This is a genomic window from Saccharopolyspora galaxeae (assembly GCF_016526145.1).
Lineage (GTDB): Bacteria > Actinomycetota > Actinomycetes > Mycobacteriales > Pseudonocardiaceae > Saccharopolyspora_C > Saccharopolyspora_C galaxeae.
In genome coordinates this window covers 14270-30533 of sequence record NZ_JADDUE010000001.1, presented here as the reverse complement: position 1 = coordinate 30533, position 16264 = coordinate 14270, and the positions used below count along the sequence as shown (strand labels likewise).

Below are 16264 nucleotides of genomic sequence, written 5' to 3'. Positions count from 1 at the left end.
AAATGCGACAGGGCCGCCCGCGGAATCCGCGGACGGCCCTGTCGCCGGTTGGTCAGGTCAGGCGCCGAGGCGCTGCTTGAGCGCCTCGAACTCGTCGCGCATCGAGGTCGGCAGGTCGTCACCGATGGTGTCGAACCACTCCTCGATCAGCGGCAGCTCGGACTTCCACTCCTCGACGTCGACGTGCAGCGCGGTGTCCACGTCCGCGCGCGGGGTGTCCAGCCCGGACAGGTCGATCTGGTCGCCCGCGGGCACCCGCCCGATCGCGGTGTCCTCCGCGGCCGCGTTGCCCTCGATCCGGTCGACGATCCACTTGAGCACCCGGGAGTTCTCCCCGAAACCGGGCCACACGATCTTCTTGCCGGACTCGTCGCGGCGGAACCAGTTCACGTAGAAGATCCGCGGCAGCTTGGAGGCGTCGGCCTCCTTGCCCACGTTGACCCAGTGCTGGAAGTAGTCGCCGACGTTGTAGCCGATGAACGGCAGCATGGCCATCGGGTCGCGGCGCACCTCGCCGACCTTGCCGGCGGCCGCGGCGGTCTTCTCCGAGGACAGCGTGGCGCCCATGAAAACGCCGTGCTGCCAGTCGAACGCCTCGTTGACCAGCGGAACCGTGGTCTTGCGGCGGCCACCGAACAGGATCGCCGAGATCGGCACGCCCTGCGGGTCGTCCCACTCCGGCGCCAGGATCGGGCACTGCGACATCGGCGTGCAGTAGCGGGAGTTCGGGTGCGCGGCCTTCTCCTCGGAGTCCGGCGTCCAGTCCCGCTGCTTCCAGTCGGTGAGGTGCTGGGGCTCGCCCTCGTGGTCCTCCCACCACACGTCGCCGTCGTCGGTGAGCGCGACGTTGGTGAACAGCGAGTTGCCCTTCTCGATGGTGCGCATCGCGTTCGGGTTGGTCTTCCAGTTGGTGCCGGGCGCGACGCCGAAGAAGCCGGCCTCCGGGTTCACCGCGTACAGCCTGCCGTCGTCGCCGAAGCGCATCCACGCGATGTCGTCGCCGAGGGTCTCGACCTTCCAGCCCGGGATGGTCGGTTCCAGCATCGCCAGGTTCGTCTTGCCGCAGGCCGACGGGAACGCCGCGGCGACGTAGTGGACCTTGTTCTCCGGGGAGATCAGTTTGAGGATCAGCATGTGCTCGGCGAGCCAGCCCTCGTCCCGGGCCATCGCCGAGGCGATCCGCAGCGAGTAGCACTTCTTGCCCAGCAGCGCGTTGCCGCCGTAGCCGGAGCCGAAGCTCCAGATCATCCGCTCCTCGGGGAAGTGCGTGATGTACTTGGTGTCGTTGCAGGGCCACGGCACGTCCTGCTGGCCCGGCTCCAACGGGGCGCCCACCGAGTGCAGCGCCGGTACGAAGTCACCGTCGGTGCCCAGCTTGTCCAGCACCTTCGAGCCCATCCGGGTCATGATGTGCATCGAGGTGACGACGTAGGCGGTGTCGGTGATCTCCACGCCCAGCTTCGGCTCGTCGGCGTCCAGCGGGCCCATGCAGAACGGGATGACGTACATGGTGCGACCGCGCATCGAGCCCCGGTAGAGCTCGGTCATGATCGCCTTCATCTCGTCGGGCTGCATCCAGTTGTTCGTCACGCCCGAGTCCTTGCGTTCCCGGGAGCAGATGAACGTGCGCTCCTCGACGCGCGCCACGTCGCTGGGGTCCGATGCGGCCCAGAAGGAATTCGGCTTCTTCTCCAGCCGTTCGAAGGTGCCCGCCGCGACCAGCTCGTCGGTCAGCCGGTTCCACTCCTCTTGCGAACCGTCGCACCACACCACACGGTCGGGCGTGGTCAGCTCGGCGACCTCGCGCACCCACGACAGCAGGCGCTCGTGCGTGGTCGGTGCCTGGTCGAGACCGGGGATGGTCAATGCGGTCATCGCGTCGTGTCTCCTGACTGGGCGCCACAGCCCGGAATCCGGACCGGCGGCGACGGTGCCACCGGCGTGTTCAGAGAATGCTCCGCCCCGCCCGCGGAGAACGGGCGGTGCGGAAAAGGGATGCATCGAGGCTAACGGTGCCGGGCGCTCGCAATGGAGATCAGCTGTGTCGGTTCTCTCACAGGAACGATAAGGGGATCGATTCAGAACCACTTCGACGCATAGGTCTAGACGAAAATTCGGCCGTGCCGAGCCGATGATGACCAAGGATTTCCGGCGAAGCGGACAGTCGTGCGAACGACGGGTGACGCGGGATCGACCACCGGATGGCGGTTGCCCGGGCCGCGCACGCCCGCGGGCACCGCGCTCAACCGCCCGGTGGAACGCGAAGTCGTTCCACCGGGCCGGGTTTGCCGAAGTAGAAACCTTGCGCCTCGTCGCAGTCGAGCGCGCGCAGCACCTCGAGCTGCGCAGCCGTCTCGACGCCTTCCGCGACCACGACCACGCCCAGCGAGTGCGCCATCGCGATGATGCTGCTGACGATGGTGTGCAGCTCGTGCGAACCGGCGAGGTCGGTGACGAACGAGCGGTCGACCTTGAGGCTGTCCAGCGGCAGCCGCCGCAGCTGGGCCAGCGAGGAGTACCCGGTCCCGAAGTCGTCGATCGCCAGGTGCACTCCTAGATCGCGCAACCCCGTCAGGATCCCCGCGGCCCCCGCGGGATCCTGCATGATCACGTTCTCGGTGATCTCCAGGCACAGCGTGTGCGCGGGCAGGCCGGTCTCCGCGAGCGACTGCCGGACGAGGGCGGGCAGGTGCGGGTCTTTGAGCTGGCGCGGCGAGAGGTTCGCGTTGAGCCGCAGGTCGCCGCCGCGGCGCTCGCGTTCGGCGGCGAGCTGGCGCAACGCGGTGCGCAGCATGTGCGCGCCGATCGAGTTGATCAGCTCGCTCTGTTCGGCCAGCGGGATGAACTCGGCCGGGGAAACCGTGCCGTGGTCCGGGTGCTGCCAGCGCAACAGTCCCTCCACGGCGACGGTGCCTTCGGTGCGCAGGTCGACGATCGGTTGGTAGGCGACCCAGAGCTGGTCCTGCGCAACGGCGTGCCGCAGGTCCTGCTCCAAGATCATGTGCCGCTGCACCCGTTCCCGGAGTTCGACGTCGAAGAACGCGTGGCCACCGCCGCCCCGCGCTTTGGCCCGGTACATGGCGACGTCCGCGTCCCGCAGCACGTCCGGACCGTCCCGCCCGTCGTCCGGCAGCGAGACCAGCACTCCGATGCTGCCGTTCACGTGCAGCGGCCTGCCCTCCACGTGGATCGGCCGGGTCAGTTCCCGCAGCAGGCGGTCGCTGAGCGCGGCGAGCGCGCCGTGGTCGGATTCGTCCAGGACCAGCACCACGAACTCGTCCCCGCCGAGCCTGCCGACCTGAGCCCCTTCCGGCACCGCCCGCACCAGCCGTGCCCCGACGGTGCGCAGCACTTCGTCACCGGCAGCGTGCCCGAGCGAATCGTTGATGAGCTTGAAGTTGTCCAGGTCGACGAACAGCACGGCGATCGGGTGCGTCCGCGAGTCGTCGGCCCAGTGGCGCAGCACCTGCGTGCGGTTGGCCAGGTCGGTGAGCGGGTCGTGGGTGGCCTGGTACTCCAAGCGCTCCCGCGCGGCCCGGGTCTCGGTGACGTCGGTGAACGAGACGACCACCGCGTGCGGAGCCGTTTCCTGCGGGTTCAGCGCTCGCGAGGTGACCGCGAGCCACACGTTGCGACCGTCGGCCCGCTCGAAGCACACGACGCGGGAGTTCACCGGCTCCCCGGTCTGCTGCGTCGGCATCGCCAGGTGGTTGCGCCGCAGCACCGCCCCGGACTCGTCGTGCACCGGCCAGGCCGCGGGCGATGAGCCGACGATCTCGGACTCGGACGCGCCGAAGACCTGCTGCGCCGCCGGGTTGGCCGACTCGATGGTGCCGGTCTGGCCGACCACGAGCACGCCCTCGTCGAGCGCTGCGACGACGGTGGCGAAGTCCTGTTCGGCCCGCCGCCGCTCCGCTTCCTCGTGCCGGGCCAGGTCCTGCTGCATCTGCGCGATCCGGCGGGATTCGCTCAGTATCCGGGCGCGCATCGTCTCGACGGCGCGGGCGAGCGTGGTCAGCTCCGACGGTCCCGTCTCGCGGACCTGCCGGTCGAGGTCCCCTTCGGCCACCTGGTCGACGTCGGACACCAGCGCGCGCAGCGGTCTCGTGAGCGATCTGCGCAGCATCAGGACCACTACGGCGGCGACGACGAAGGCGACCAGCACCGTGGCCGTGGTCAACCAGGTGGCCGTGGCGCGCGCGGCCGATGCCTTGGCGGATTCGTCCGAGGCCAGCCGGCCGATCCGGGTGTGCAGCTCGGCCAGTTCGGTGCGCAGCGTGTCGAACTGGTGCGGCGACTGCTCCGGCCCGCCCGGACTGGGCCTGCCCTCGACTTGCGGTCGTGCGGACTGCTCGCGCCACGCGCGGGCGGCCGCCTGGACGCTGTCCAGCAGCTGCATCGTCGTCGGGTCGTCGGCGAGCTGCAGATCGATGATCCCGGTCAGCCGCGCCGCGTCCGCCTGCGCATCGCGGTAGGTGCGCAGGAACGACGGATCACGGGTGAGCAGGTAGCCGCCCAGTGCGTTGGACTGGTCCGAGTAGGCAGTGCTCAGCTCGGTGACGGCCGTTTCGGCCGGGAGGATGACGGTGGTCAGCCGGGTGGTCGCGGCTCCGGCCTGCTGCCAGAACCCGAGGGTCGACGCGGCTACGGCGCCGATCAGCAACACGAGGACGGCGACCAGCAGGTGGACCCGTCGCACCAGCGAGGACCGTGCGCGCCGTAGCCAGGCCACGGCCGCAGCGTAAGTGCCGAGCGATTCGCGGGCGACTCGCGCTCGCCGCGATCGGGAACGGCGCGATCGGGATGACGTGGCCGGGCGAGCCGTCGCCGCGGGCGCGCGGCGTCAGGCCCAGGCGGTACCCGGAGCGGGCCGCGCGGCGGGTCCGTCGGCAGGCGCGGGCGGCGGATCGAAGGTCCAGGTCGCGTCGTCGGTCGCGACGGCAGGCGGATGCGGTTCGGCGGTGTAGCGGCCGTTGTGGTCCAGGTGGCCCTGCTCGACGAGCGTCCACTGCCCGTCGCCGGTGTGCTGGGTGATGGTGACCTCGCCCGCGTCGCCGATCTCCACCAGCTGGTCGGCCGAGCCGTCCCCGTCCACGTCGGTGGCCAGCAGCGTCGCGGTGCCGGTGGTGACCACCGCGGTGTCCGGGTTCCCGTCGTTGTCGGTGTCCTCGGTGGCCGGGCCGATCGGCCGGTCGCCGTGCGGCGTGTCGATCATCATCGGCTGCTCGTCCTGCGGCGGAGCGGGGTGTTGTTCGGGCCGTTCGGCGACCCAGTCGCCGGAGGCCGGCTCGAACCGGGCTTGACCCGCGACGGTGCCGTCGGCGCGCACGGTCTGCATGACGTCGGCTTCGCCGTCGGCGTTCTCGTCGATGTAGGCGACGTGGCCGTCGTCGGTCAGCACGGTCACGGTGTCGTCCACGCCGTCGCCATCGAGGTCGTAGTTCGCCTCTGCGGTGTACTCCTGCCCTTCGACGGTGACCTTGATGTCGCCGTCGCCCGCACCGGTCTCCTCGATGTACATGCGCCCCTCGATTCGGCTAGCTGCCACCGTGCGTTCAACTCCTGCGACGCAGCGTAGAGCGCGGCGGTTCCACCACGACACCCGATCGGCGCGATCGAGCCGGTGACGGCGGGAATCCACCCGGTGTCCGGCGGTGTTCGCCATGACATGGCCAAGGCTGTTGTCGCCACCGGCTTCGGTGGCCCAGAGAATCTGTCCGTCGTCGACGTCGACGTGCCCGACCCCGGACCGGGGCAGGTGACGGTCGAGCCCCGGGCGATCGGGGTGAACCCGATCGACTTCAAGCTCTACAGCGGCGCGTTCGGGGAGGATCCCGGGAAGCTGCCGATGCGGCTCGGGCACGAACTGGCCGGTGTGGTCACCGCCGCCGGGCCGGACGCCCACGGCAAGGACGGGCCGCTCGCGGTCGGCGACGAGGTGGTCGTGCACCCGGCACCCGGTGCGTACGCGAGCGCGGTGACGGTCTCGGCGGCGAACGCCGTGTCCAAGCCCGCCGAGGTGTCCTGGCAAGACGCCGCCGGGCTGCTGCTGGCCGGATCGACCGCCGTGCACATGCTTTCGCTGACCGGCACGCCGCACGGCAAGACGCTGCTGGTGCACGGTGTTTCCGGCGCGGTCGGGCTGCTGGCCGCGCAGCTGGCGCTGGAAGCGGGGTCCGAAGTGGTCGGCACCGCGGGCGAGTCGCGGCACGCCGCGCTGCGCGAGCGCGGGATCACGCCGGTCGCCTACGGTCCCGGACTGACCGATCGGGTGCGCGCCGCGGCACCGTCCGAGGTCGTCGGCGTGGTCGACGCGGTCGGTACCGACGAGGCGATCGACACCTCGCTGGAACTGGTGGATCCGGAGCGGATCGTCACCGCGGCCGCGTTCCACCGGGCCGACGACGGAATCAAGCCGGTGGGTGGCGGCCCCGGCGCGGACCCGGGCACCGAGGTCCGCGGCAACGCGTGGCGGCGGCTGTTCCAGCTCGCCGCGCAGGGGCGGCTGGAGTTGCCGATCGCGCGGACGTTCCCGCTCACCGAGGCGGCCGAGGCGCATCGGCTCTCGATCGACGGCCACCCCGGCGGAAAGCTCGTGCTGCTGCCCTGATCCGCTTCCGGTGCGCGCGGTCCGCCCGGGCCGTGCGCACCGCGCGTCATTCGGCGTGGTCGCGCAAGGCGCGCACGGAGCGCAGCAGTTGCTCGGCGCGGTCGCGGCCCGCCTGGGCCTCCTGGAGCCTGCGGTTCGCGGTCCGCAGCCGGTCGCCGCGTTCGGCGGCGTCCATCTTCAGCGCCTTGTCGACCTCCCGAACCTGCTCGTCGATCGACTCGATGCGCCTGCTCAGCGCGTCGTCCAGGGCCAGCGACAACTGCTGCTCGGCGTCGATGAGCTGCTCGGAGACCAGTTGGTCCAGCGCGGAACGCGCGTCCGCGATCGCCTCGGTGAGCCACTGCTTGAAGTGCTGCTTGTCCGCCGCGTGCTTGCGGGTGCGCGCCATCCACCACCCGGCGCCGAGCCCGAGCACGATCGTCACCGGCAGCACCACCGGGTTCAGCACCGCCACCCCGACCCCGGCCAGCGGCATCGCCGCGGCCCGGCCGAGCCCCAGCCCGCCGGACACGCCCATGAACACCAGCAGCTTGTCCTCCGCGGTCGGCGGTCGCTTGTCCGGTGGGCGCAGCGCGATCGGCGACTGCGCGCCGCGGGCGAACTGGGAGCGGATCACGTCCAGCTCCTCCGCGGAGAACAGCTCCGCCAGCGCGACCTCGGCGACCTTCGCCAGCCGCGCGGACAGCAGCGCCGAGACCCGCGAGGACACCATCTGCAGCGCCGCGTCGACCTGCGCGGGCAGTTCGCCGAGGGTGACCCGGTCGGCGCCGTCGATGGTGCGGCGGAACCAGCTCTGCACCTCGCGCATCTGCCGGGTCACCTCGTGACCTGCTTCCACCCGGGTGCGCTGGATCTCGCCGCGCAGCTTCACCTGCCAGCCGCGGGTGGCGGAGCGGCGGGTGGCGGCGAGTTCGTCGCGGCGCGCGCGCAGCGACTCGGCCTCGTCCGCGCCGACGGTCAGCGCGCGCGTCTCCGCCTCCAGCCGCGCGATCAGCTCTCCGAGCACAGTGGACAGCGCGCGCATCGTGTTGGCCTCGCCGAGCATCGCGGCGCGACCGCCGACGAGCTGCACCAGCGCGGAACGCAGCTCGGCGACACCGGAGCGCTCGCGCAGCAGCTCGGCCGCCTGCTCGCTCGGCGCTTGCGCGGCCAGCTGCAGCATCCGCGCGGAGACCGGGTGGATCGGCACTTCGGCGAACCGCGGGGCGTGTTCGGCCAGCAGCTTGCGGTCCTGCTCCAGCACCTGCCGCCAGCTGCGGTGCTGGTCGGTCTTGGCCAGCGCGAACACCACGGTCTCCACCCGGTCGGCGGCGCGGTGCAGGAATTCGAGCTCTCCGCGGGTGAACGGGGCGGCGGCGTCGATGACGAACAGCAGCGCGGTTCCCGCCGAGGCCGCCTCCGCGGCGAGCTCGCCGTGCACCGAGTCCAGCCCGCCGACCCCTGGAGTGTCCACAATGGTCAGCTCGGTGAGCGTGTCCAGCGGCGCGTGCACGCTCAGGTGCCGCGGCGGCAGCCTGCCCTCCGGGAGTTCGTGGCGCACCGAGGCCCAAGCGGGCAGTTCGGCCACGTCGAACTCCACCGGTTCGGACTGCGCCGGGTAGTGCGCGGATCCGCACCACCGCTGCCCGTGCCGGAACTCCAGGTAGGTCGAAGTGGCCACCGCGGCGTCCACAGGGGACAGATCGGGGTGCCCGAGCAGCGCGTTCACCAAGGAGCTCTTGCCGCGATTGGTCTCGCCGACCACGACCACGCTGGGCACGTCCGGGCGCGAGCGGCGCACCTCCTCGGCCCATTCCGCCGCGTCCGGGGCGGCCTGGCGAAGCAGCGCGAACAGCTTGTCCCGGGTCTGCTTGACCTGCTGCGGCAGCGCGGTCGCCGCTGCGGGCACCCCGGTCGCCGGGCCGGCCGAAGTCATCTGCTGGCACTCCTGTCGCTGGGTCGCCTCGCGCTGGTTCCGCGCGGGCGTGAATGTACCCGCGACGGCGCCGCGCGCGGCCGGTTCCCACGCCTCCGTTCGGGGAGTGGGCGCGGCCGCGCGAGCTCTGCGCAGGCGGATCCGGTCGGCGCGCCGCCGTGCCGAGGAAGCTCAGCCGTTGCGCAGTTCCTGCCAGATCAAGAAGTAAGCCCGGTGCACCACGTAGCCGACGCGGGCCTGCGCCGGAGTCGCTCCGAACGAGGTGAACGAGCGCCACCAGGTCGCGCGCTCCATCGCGTAGTCGACCAGCGCCTGCCGTTCCTTCCCGGCCAGGCCCAGCCGCTCCGCGGTGCCGGAGCTCCCGCCGACCCGCAGCACTTCTTCGGCCAGATCTTCCGGCAACGTCACCGCGCCCGAGCTGACCAGCGTCAACGCCTCCAGCAGCTGCAGCTGGTGCGCTTCCGGGCGGGACAGCAGCAGTTCGATCGCGTCGTGCACCCTGGCCTGGTCGTCGGAGGCGTGCGCCAGCGCGGTCAGCGACGCGAGCCCGGCAGCGGCCTTGATCCCGTCCGCGCGGGCGCGGAACACGTCGTCCAACCGGTGCAGCACCCCGTCCAGCCCGCAGGCGTCGCGCAGCGTCCGCCGCAACGCGCCCGCGGTGATCTCCGGATCGTCGTCCACCGCGGCCAGCGCCCGCCGGATCCCGTGCAGGTCCAGCCGCGCCAGCAGCCCTTCCCGCTCGTCCGCGGGGATCTCGCACTCCCAGCCGGTGAACAGGTCGGCCGACAGCAGCAGGGTCTGCCGGGTCTCCGCGTCCAGCGCGGCGAGCCGGTGCAGCACGTCCGCGTCGGCCGAGCTGAACCCGCCCGCCTCCGCGGTCTCCGCGAGCAGCCCGATCACCGGCAGCACGTCGGCCACCCGCGGACCCAGCAGGCCGGCCTGCTCGGCAGCCAGCAGCTCCGCGGCCCGCCAGGTGTCCCCGCCGGAATCGGGCACCGAGTCCGGTTCGACCGTGTCGGCCTTGTTCAGCACCGCGATCGCGTTCACCGGTCCGGCCTCCCGGCCCGCGGTCGCGGCGGTGAACGCGGCCAGCGCCTGCTGGTCGTCGGCGCGCACCGCCTGGGTGACCACGTAGAGCACCGCCTCGGCCCCTGCGACCGCGTTGCGCGAGACCGGGTCCAGCTCGTCCGAGTCCGAGTCGGGATCCGGGTCCAGGGCACCGAGCAGCTGCTCGGTCCGGGCCACCGAGGCCGCGTCCAGCGAACCCAGTCCAGGCGTGTCGATGACGGTGAGATCGCGCAGCACCGCGTTGGTCAGGTACGCCTCCAGGTGCGAGACCCGCTCCGGTTCGACGCCGAGATCGGCCGGGATGCCGCCGTCGGCGTCGAACGGCAGCGCCTGCTTCTCGCCGTCGTGGAAGACCACCTCGACCCGGTCCACCGTGCCGTACTGGAAGCGGGTCACCAGCCGGGTGCACTCGCCCACGTCCGTCGGCGCGACGCGTCGTCCGATCAGCGCGTTGACCAGCGTGGACTTGCCGGATTTGATCCGGCCGGCCACGGCGACCTGCAACGGCGCGGCCAGCCTGCGCAGCACTTCGTCGAAACCTTCCGCGGTGCGCTGCGAAACCTCCGGCCGCAGGCCGGTGCACATCCGGGCGACCGCGGCCGAGAGCGGACCGGGCCAGTTCTGCTGTTCGACCGGCGAGCTCACCCCTGCCCCCTGTGTGCCTGTCCGGTCCGGGTGCCTGTTCCCCCTGCGTACGTGGAACCGAACGCCGACATCTTGCCATGCGGCCGAGCCGCGGCCCGATCACCCGGTTTGTCCGGGGATCTTGCCGGGAACACCGTCGAGTGCACGGACATGCGCACTCCGCGACGGAAAGGAGTTCGGTGATTCCAATGGGAACCGGCTACACGTTCGCGTTCCTCGTCATCGGCGCCGTGCTGGTGTTCGTCGACGGCTGGCTGCTGCGCCGCAGCGGCACGACCTACCTCTCCGCGGTCTACCCGGACGGGAAGGTCGCGGACTCGGTGAACCAGCTGGTCACCGTGTTGTTCCACCTGACGACCCTCGGGGTCGTCGCGCTGGTCTCGACGTTGCCGATGGGCGGCGGGGATCCGTTCACCGCGATGGTCAGCAGGCTCGGCGCGCTGTTCCTGGTGCTGGCGGCCGCGCACGGCGTCACCATCTTGATCCTGGCCCGGATGCGTTCCAGGCAGCGGGACAAGGTGCTGCAGGAGGAGATCACCAGCCGGACCAGCGAGCACTTCGACGCCAAGCCGGAGGCGGGCACGGCGTGAGGCGCTCCCAGCGTCCGGTGCCCCACGCCGGGTCCACAGTGGCCGGAACAGGCGGGGCCGGAGGCCGCGGGCCCGGCGAACCGGCACCTCGGCACAGGTGACCGGTTAGCCTGGACCGGTGTCCGACCCCGCATCGAAACCGCAGCTCGCCGCGCTGGACGTGGACGGAACGCTGCTCGACCCCGAAACCCAGACCATCTCCCCCGCGGTCCGCGACGCGGTGCGCCGCATCGCGGACTCCGGTGTGCACGTGGTGCTCGCCACCGGTCGCAGCATGCTCGGCACCGTGCCGGTGCTGCGCGAACTCGAGCTGCACTCCGGTGTGGCGCTGTGCTCGAACGGGGCGGTCACGCTGGACGCGGCCACCGGTGACGCGCTGGCGGTGGAGACCTTCGACCCCGCACCGGTGCACGCGAGGCTCGCCGCGGCGTTGCCCGGAGCGATCTTCGCCGCCGAGCAGATCGGCACCGGCAGCCTGGTGACCAGCCCGTTCCGCGAATACCAGCTGCACGGACCGCAACGGCTCGCCGACCTCGACGAACTGGTCGCCGAGCCGGTGCCGCGGATGATCGCGCAGTGGGAGGGCCAGCGGCCCGAGGAGGTGGCCGCGGCCCTGGTCGGCGTCGAACTGCCCAACTGCACGATCACCGTCGACCACTACGAGCCGTGGGTGACCGCGGTGCCCGCCGGCGTAACCAAGGGCGCCGCGCTGGAGAAGCTGCGCACCGAACTCGGACTCGCCGTCGAGGACACCTTCGCGGCGGGCGACGGCAGCAACGACATCCAGATGCTGCGCTGGGCAGCGCACAGCGTCGCCATGGGGCAGGCCCCGGTGGAGGTGCGCACCGCCGCGACCGAGGTGACCGCGCCGGTCGCCGAAGACGGACTGGTGTCCGCGCTCGCCCGGTGGTTCCGGTGATCGCGCTCGGCGCTGCTCCGTCCCGGCCGATCGGCCCATCCGAAAGGCCGCACGGCTGATGTGACGGCTCCGGGTGCTGCGACAGGCTCGATCCGCCGGGGCGGTAAGGAGCCCGGCGCTCACCGCAGCACAGGAGCGAACATGATCGAGGCGGTCGGCCTCACCAAACGCTACGGAGCGACGGTCGCGGTCAACGACCTGTCGTTCACCGCCCAATCGGGCAAGGTCACCGGTTTCCTGGGGCCGAACGGAGCGGGCAAGTCCACCACGATGCGGATGATCCTCGGGCTGGACCGTCCCAGCGCAGGCCAGACCCGCGTGGCAGGCCGGCCGTACGAGCAGCTCAAGGAGCCGCTGCGCACGGTCGGCGCGCTGCTGGACGCCAGGGCGGTGCACCCGAACCGGTCCGCGCGCGCCCACCTGCGCTGGCTGGCCAAGTCCAACAACCTCCCGGCCGGCCGGGTCGACGAAGTACTCGGCATGGTCGGGCTGCACGACGTGGCCGACAAGCGTGCGGGCGGGTTCTCGCTGGGCATGTCGCAACGACTCGGGATCGCCACCGCGATGCTCGGGGATCCGCAGGTGGTGCTGTTCGACGAGCCGGTCAACGGCCTCGACCCGGAGGGCATCCACTGGGTCCGCCGGTTCATGCGGCAACTCGCCGAACAGGGCCGCACCGTGTTCGTCTCCAGCCACCTGATGTCCGAGATGTCGCAGACGGCTGATCGGCTGGTGGTCGTCGGCCGCGGCGAGCTGATCGCGGAATGCGACACCGACGAGTTCGTCGCCGGTTCCGGGGTCGCATCGCTGAAGGTCCGCTCGCCGCAAGCCGCCAAGCTGCGGCAGGTGCTGGGCGCGCGCGGGCTGCCGGTGGGCGACCCCGACCCGCAGAACCCCGACACGCTCCTGCTGGGCGACGTCCCCAGCGCCCAGGTCGGCGAGATCGCCGCCGCCGAAGGCGTGGTGCTGCACGAGTTGTCGCCCCAGCGCGGTTCGCTGGAAGAGGCGTTCATGCGGATCACCGGCCAAGCCGTGGAATACCGGACCGAATCGGGCGGCGCGCTGGCGACCGCCGGGAAGAGTGCCTGATGAACCTGCTCGCCGTGGAACGGATGAAACTGCTGTCCATCCGCTCGCCCTGGTGGTGCGCGGGCACTGCGGTCGCGCTGGCGGTGCTGTTCACCGGCCTCAGCGCCATGAACAGCGGCTCCTCGGGCGGAATGCACCTGACCGGGCTCGCCAGCGGGCTGCAGACGTCGATGGTCGTGGTGCTCGCGCTGGCCGCTCTCAGCGTCACCAGCGAATACCGCTTCGGCACCATCCGCACCACTTTCCAAGCGGTGCCGAACCGGTCGTCGGTGCTGTTCGCCAAGGCAGGCGTCGTCGCCGCGCTCGGCTTCGTGCTCGGTGAGCTCGCCGCCCTGCTGTCGTGGGCGATCGCGCTGGGCGTGGCGCCCGGTCCCGGACTCGCGGTCGACGACGCCGATGCGTGGCGCGAACTGCTCGGCGCCGGCCCGGTGTTCGCCTGCGCCGCGGTCTTGGCCGTCGGTGTCGGAGCACTGCTGCGGCAGACCGCGGGTGCGGTCACCTTCCTGCTGATCTGGACGCTGCTCGCGGAGAACCTGATCAGCGCGATCCCGGGCTTCGGAAGCGCTGTCGGCGACTGGTTGCCCTTCCACGTGGGCATGAGTTTCTTCCGGTCGGCGGAAAGCGGGGGGCCGCTGGGCCCGTGGGGGTCCCTGGCATACTTCGCCGCCGTAGCCGTCGCGGTACTCACCGTCGCGGCCTTCGTCGTCCGGCGCAGGGACGCCTGAGAAGCGGAACCAGCGCGTTCAACAGTCGCAGCGCCGCGTTATCGAGCCCGCTGGAGAGGTCGATCACCCCGGCCGTTAGGATCTCGGCAAGATCGAGCCGTGGTGATCCTTCCTGGTGCTCGCACTCCGCCGGGACCGGACACAGTGGACGCCGCGCGCGATCCGGCACAACGAAAAGCGACCGACTGCACCAGCGCTCGGGGGCGCCGGCGGTCGGGACGGGGGAGGGCCCGGGCTGTCATTCGGGGGATGGCCCGGGCCCTGTGCTTTCCGTGAATGGGGGGCTTTCCGCGAACCGGGGGTTTCCGCGGATCCTGCGCTCTCCGCAGCTCGCGGCTTTCCGGATCCGGCCCGCAGGCCCGGCTTTTCTCGGCGGCGCGCGACCGCGTCCGTCCTCATCGGACTCGCGAGGTGCTCACACCGCAGGCCGGACCACCAGCACCGGGCACGCCGCGTGCCGGACGCACTGCTCGGCCACGGAGCCGAGCAGCAGCCCCGCGAACCCGCCGCGGCCGCGGTGCCCGACCACGAGCACGTCGGCACCGCGCGAGGCCGACAGCAGCGCTTGCGGCGACGGCGAATGCACCACGTGCAGCTCCACCGCGAACGCGGGCGAGGCGCCCAGCTTGCCGTTCACCAGCTCCTGGGTCGCTTCGGTGACCGCCTGCTGGTACTCGTCCATGCTCGGCACGGCGCCCGGCGGGCAGTGCGCCGGGCGGCGCGCGGTCCGAATGCTCCAGGCCCGCACGACGTGCAAGGTCGCGCCGCGCAGTTCGGCTTCGCGCGCGGCGACGTCCAACGCTCGCACCGAGGAAGCCGACCCGTCCAAGCCGACGGCTACTCCGCCGTCGAGTTCCACGCGCTGTACTGTGCTCTCCGCCACACTCCTACTTCACCTGCTCGCGGCCGCGCTGTCGAATCGAGCGACGACATCTCTGCCGGATGCATAAGAATTTGCACACATTTCGGCCGTGACCACCGTTTGACCGGTTCGTTGTGGTAATGGATAGGTAAGGACGTTTGCTCTGAACCAATGTCGCTTGAGAGCAGCGGGCCGGGCGCGCGCCCGGCCGTGTCACCTCAACAGCAGATAGGTGGGCCATGGTGCATTCGACCGAGTGCTTCGAGGACCGGCGCAACCCGCTGCCGAGTCGGCGGTTCCCCCCGGAAGTGCACCTGGAACCCGTTCCCCGGCTGGAGTGGTCGCTGGCCACCGAAGCCCACCCGCAACCGGCGATCGCCCAAGCCGCCGCTCCGGCTGCGCTGCGGCGCAGCTGGATCCACACCGCACCGCAGCGCAAGGTGCTCGAGCTCTACCGCCAGCTGAACGGCCCGAGCGGCCGCCTTCCCGCCCCCTGGTGGCTGCGGGCGCTGGACCGCGGCGAGCTCGGCTCCCGGGCGGAGGGCTTCGCCGTCGAGGACGCCGTGCACGCCCTGCTGACCGGCAGCAGCGGCTGGGTCTTCGTGCCGTGGGCGGGCGTCGGCGAGACCGGCTACTGGGAGTACGCCCCGTCCGAACGCGGCGGCAGGCAGGCGCCGACCACCGTCAGCCTCACCGATCAGCACCCCGGCTGGCTGCACGTCGTGCCCGCCAGCACCGACCAGCCGCCCGCACCGCGCGCGGTCGACGGTCCCGGCGGGTTGCGCACCGCGCTGCCCGAGGTCGAGTCCTGGTAGTCACCGCGTCCGGCCGGTTTGCGATACTGGCGTCCTGTGAACACTTCTGACCAGCAGGTACGCCACCGCCGCACGGTCGTGAGCTACGTCCAGCGCGGCGAGCGGATGACCGCGGGCCAGCAACGCGCCTGGGACCGGCAGTGGGCGGACCTGGGCGCCGATGTCGGTGAGCTGCCCGCGGGAGGGCTGGACACCGAAGCGTGGTTCGGCCGATCGGCTCCGCTGGTGCTGGAGATCGGCTCCGGGATGGGCGAGACGACCGCGCGACTGGCCGCGGCCGACCCGGCGGTCGACCACCTCGCCGTCGAGGTCTACAAGCCCGGTCTTGCACAGCTGCTGCTGCGCGCCGAGTCGCTGGAACTCGCGAACCTGCGGTTGCTGCGCGGCGACGCGGTCGTGCTGCTGCGCGAGCACCTCGCCCCGTCCGCCCTGGCGGGGGTGCGGATCTTCTTCCCGGACCCGTGGCCGAAGAAGCGCCACCACAAGCGGCGGCTGGTGCAGCCCGGCGTCGTCGAGCTGATCGCGTCCCGGCTGGCCCCGGGCGGCTACCTGCACCTGGCCACGGACTGGGACCACTACGCCGAGCAGATGCGCGAGGTCTGCGACGCCGAACCGGCGCTGCGCAACCGGTACGCCGACGCGGCGGGCGGCTGGGCGCCCCGGCCTTCGTGGCGTCCGGTCACGAAGTTCGAGAACCGCGCGCACGACGAGGGCCGCGTGATCCACGACCTGATCTACGAGCGGGTTCCGTAACGACGGTCCTGCACGGCCTCGGTGATGTCGTTGAGCACGGACCCGGCGGCCATCAAGACCAGGACGCCGAGTGCGACGACGGTTCCAGCGGTGCTGATTGCGGTGGCGAACATGGCTCGTCCTCCCCTGTTTCGAGCTTGTGACCTCAGCGTCGCCGGGCACGGGGCTGCGGCGAATCGGCCGGGTGGCTGGTACGGGCGGCCTTCCGGCGCGGTTTTCGCGGCTCGCTGCGACGTGTGGGTGCCCGCCGCGGCGCGCCCGGTGCGCTGCGGC

Annotated in this window: 14 protein-coding genes; 7 read left to right on the top strand and 7 right to left on the bottom strand. The window is 71.5% G+C overall.

Translation table 11 applies throughout. The annotated features are described in order from the left end of the window. Positions 1-57: 57 nt before the first annotated feature. The 3 genes from INP57_RS00145 to INP57_RS00135 all read right to left on the bottom strand — a co-directional run bounded on the left by INP57_RS00145 (position 58) and on the right by INP57_RS00135 (position 5548). The gene (locus INP57_RS00145; protein ID WP_200067949.1) at positions 58-1875 is read right to left on the bottom strand and encodes a phosphoenolpyruvate carboxykinase (GTP); all 1818 of its coding nucleotides are present in this window, start codon (positions 1873-1875) and stop codon (positions 58-60) included. A 367-nt stretch (positions 1876-2242) separates the two neighbouring features. Continuing rightward, positions 2243-4699 (bottom strand): EAL domain-containing protein, encoded by a 2457-nt coding sequence (locus tag INP57_RS00140; protein ID WP_200067948.1) that lies wholly within the window; start codon positions 4697-4699, stop codon positions 2243-2245. 144 nt (positions 4700-4843) lie between these two features. Next, complete coding sequence (locus tag INP57_RS00135; protein WP_200067947.1) at positions 4844-5548, bottom strand: DUF6802 family protein; 705 nt, start codon at positions 5546-5548, stop codon at positions 4844-4846. 120 nt (positions 5549-5668) lie between these two features. Here INP57_RS00135 and INP57_RS00130 point away from each other — a divergent pair, with 120 nt between their 5' ends. Further along, positions 5669-6610 (top strand): quinone oxidoreductase family protein, encoded by a 942-nt coding sequence (locus tag INP57_RS00130; RefSeq protein WP_200067946.1) that lies wholly within the window; start codon positions 5669-5671, stop codon positions 6608-6610. 46 nt (positions 6611-6656) lie between these two features. Here INP57_RS00130 and INP57_RS00125 read toward each other — a convergent pair whose 3' ends face one another. Both INP57_RS00125 and INP57_RS00120 read right to left on the bottom strand, forming a co-directional pair. Beyond that, positions 6657-8525, bottom strand: a complete 1869-nt coding sequence (locus tag INP57_RS00125) for a dynamin family protein (RefSeq protein WP_200067945.1) — start codon at positions 8523-8525, stop codon at positions 6657-6659. A gap of 171 nt (positions 8526-8696) precedes the next feature. Further along, on the bottom strand, positions 8697-10238 hold the full coding sequence (locus tag INP57_RS00120) for a dynamin family protein (RefSeq protein ID WP_445326506.1): 1542 nt from the start codon (positions 10236-10238) through the stop codon (positions 8697-8699). A 188-nt stretch (positions 10239-10426) separates the two neighbouring features. On the opposite strand from INP57_RS00120, the gene INP57_RS00115 reads away from it, so the two are divergent. The 4 genes from INP57_RS00115 to INP57_RS00100 all read left to right on the top strand — a co-directional run bounded on the left by INP57_RS00115 (position 10427) and on the right by INP57_RS00100 (position 13561). Continuing rightward, complete coding sequence (locus INP57_RS00115; RefSeq protein WP_200067944.1) at positions 10427-10828, top strand: hypothetical protein; 402 nt, start codon at positions 10427-10429, stop codon at positions 10826-10828. Between the two features lie 118 nt (positions 10829-10946). Next, positions 10947-11747, top strand: coding sequence for an HAD family hydrolase (locus INP57_RS00110; protein WP_200067943.1), 801 nt, complete (start codon positions 10947-10949; stop codon positions 11745-11747). A 141-nt stretch (positions 11748-11888) separates the two neighbouring features. Further along, the gene (locus INP57_RS00105; protein ID WP_200067942.1) at positions 11889-12836 is read left to right on the top strand and encodes an ABC transporter ATP-binding protein; all 948 of its coding nucleotides are present in this window, start codon (positions 11889-11891) and stop codon (positions 12834-12836) included. Next, complete coding sequence (locus tag INP57_RS00100) at positions 12836-13561, top strand: hypothetical protein (RefSeq protein WP_200067941.1); 726 nt, start codon at positions 12836-12838, stop codon at positions 13559-13561. The genes INP57_RS00105 and INP57_RS00100 overlap by 1 nt, the downstream gene beginning before the upstream one ends. A gap of 415 nt (positions 13562-13976) precedes the next feature. On the opposite strand, the gene INP57_RS00095 is transcribed toward INP57_RS00100, so the two are convergent. Next, positions 13977-14420, bottom strand: a complete 444-nt coding sequence (locus INP57_RS00095) for a universal stress protein (protein WP_200067940.1) — start codon at positions 14418-14420, stop codon at positions 13977-13979. A 242-nt stretch (positions 14421-14662) separates the two neighbouring features. On the opposite strand from INP57_RS00095, the gene INP57_RS00090 reads away from it, so the two are divergent. Next, positions 14663-15238, top strand: coding sequence for a hypothetical protein (locus INP57_RS00090; RefSeq protein WP_233626521.1), 576 nt, complete (start codon positions 14663-14665; stop codon positions 15236-15238). 105 nt (positions 15239-15343) lie between these two features. Continuing rightward, complete coding sequence (gene trmB, locus INP57_RS00085; protein ID WP_233626627.1) at positions 15344-15991, top strand: tRNA (guanosine(46)-N7)-methyltransferase TrmB; 648 nt, start codon at positions 15344-15346, stop codon at positions 15989-15991. Here the strand turns inward: trmB and INP57_RS29950 are convergent. Further along, entirely contained in the window at positions 15973-16104 is a 132-nt protein-coding gene (locus tag INP57_RS29950; protein ID WP_255520687.1) for a hypothetical protein, read from the bottom strand. The genes trmB and INP57_RS29950 overlap by 19 nt on opposite strands. Between the last annotated feature and the right edge of the window lie 160 nt (positions 16105-16264).

Excerpts from the sequence above, each read along its gene's own strand:
- INP57_RS00145 (WP_200067949.1), bottom strand. The coding sequence starts at position 1,875 with ATGACCGCATTGACCATCCCCGGTCTCGACCAGGCACCGACCACGCAC.
- INP57_RS00130 (WP_200067946.1), top strand. The coding sequence starts at position 5,669 with ATGGCCAAGGCTGTTGTCGCCACCGGCTTCGGTGGCCCAGAGAATCTG.
- INP57_RS00125 (WP_200067945.1), bottom strand. The coding sequence starts at position 8,525 with ATGACTTCGGCCGGCCCGGCGACCGGGGTGCCCGCAGCGGCGACCGCG.
- INP57_RS00115 (WP_200067944.1), top strand. The coding sequence starts at position 10,427 with ATGGGAACCGGCTACACGTTCGCGTTCCTCGTCATCGGCGCCGTGCTG.
- INP57_RS00105 (WP_200067942.1), top strand. The coding sequence starts at position 11,889 with ATGATCGAGGCGGTCGGCCTCACCAAACGCTACGGAGCGACGGTCGCG.
- INP57_RS00100 (WP_200067941.1), top strand. The coding sequence starts at position 12,836 with ATGAACCTGCTCGCCGTGGAACGGATGAAACTGCTGTCCATCCGCTCG.
- INP57_RS00090 (WP_233626521.1), top strand. The coding sequence starts at position 14,663 with ATGGTGCATTCGACCGAGTGCTTCGAGGACCGGCGCAACCCGCTGCCG.
- trmB (WP_233626627.1), top strand. The coding sequence starts at position 15,344 with ATGACCGCGGGCCAGCAACGCGCCTGGGACCGGCAGTGGGCGGACCTG.
- INP57_RS29950 (WP_255520687.1), bottom strand. The coding sequence starts at position 16,104 with ATGTTCGCCACCGCAATCAGCACCGCTGGAACCGTCGTCGCACTCGGC.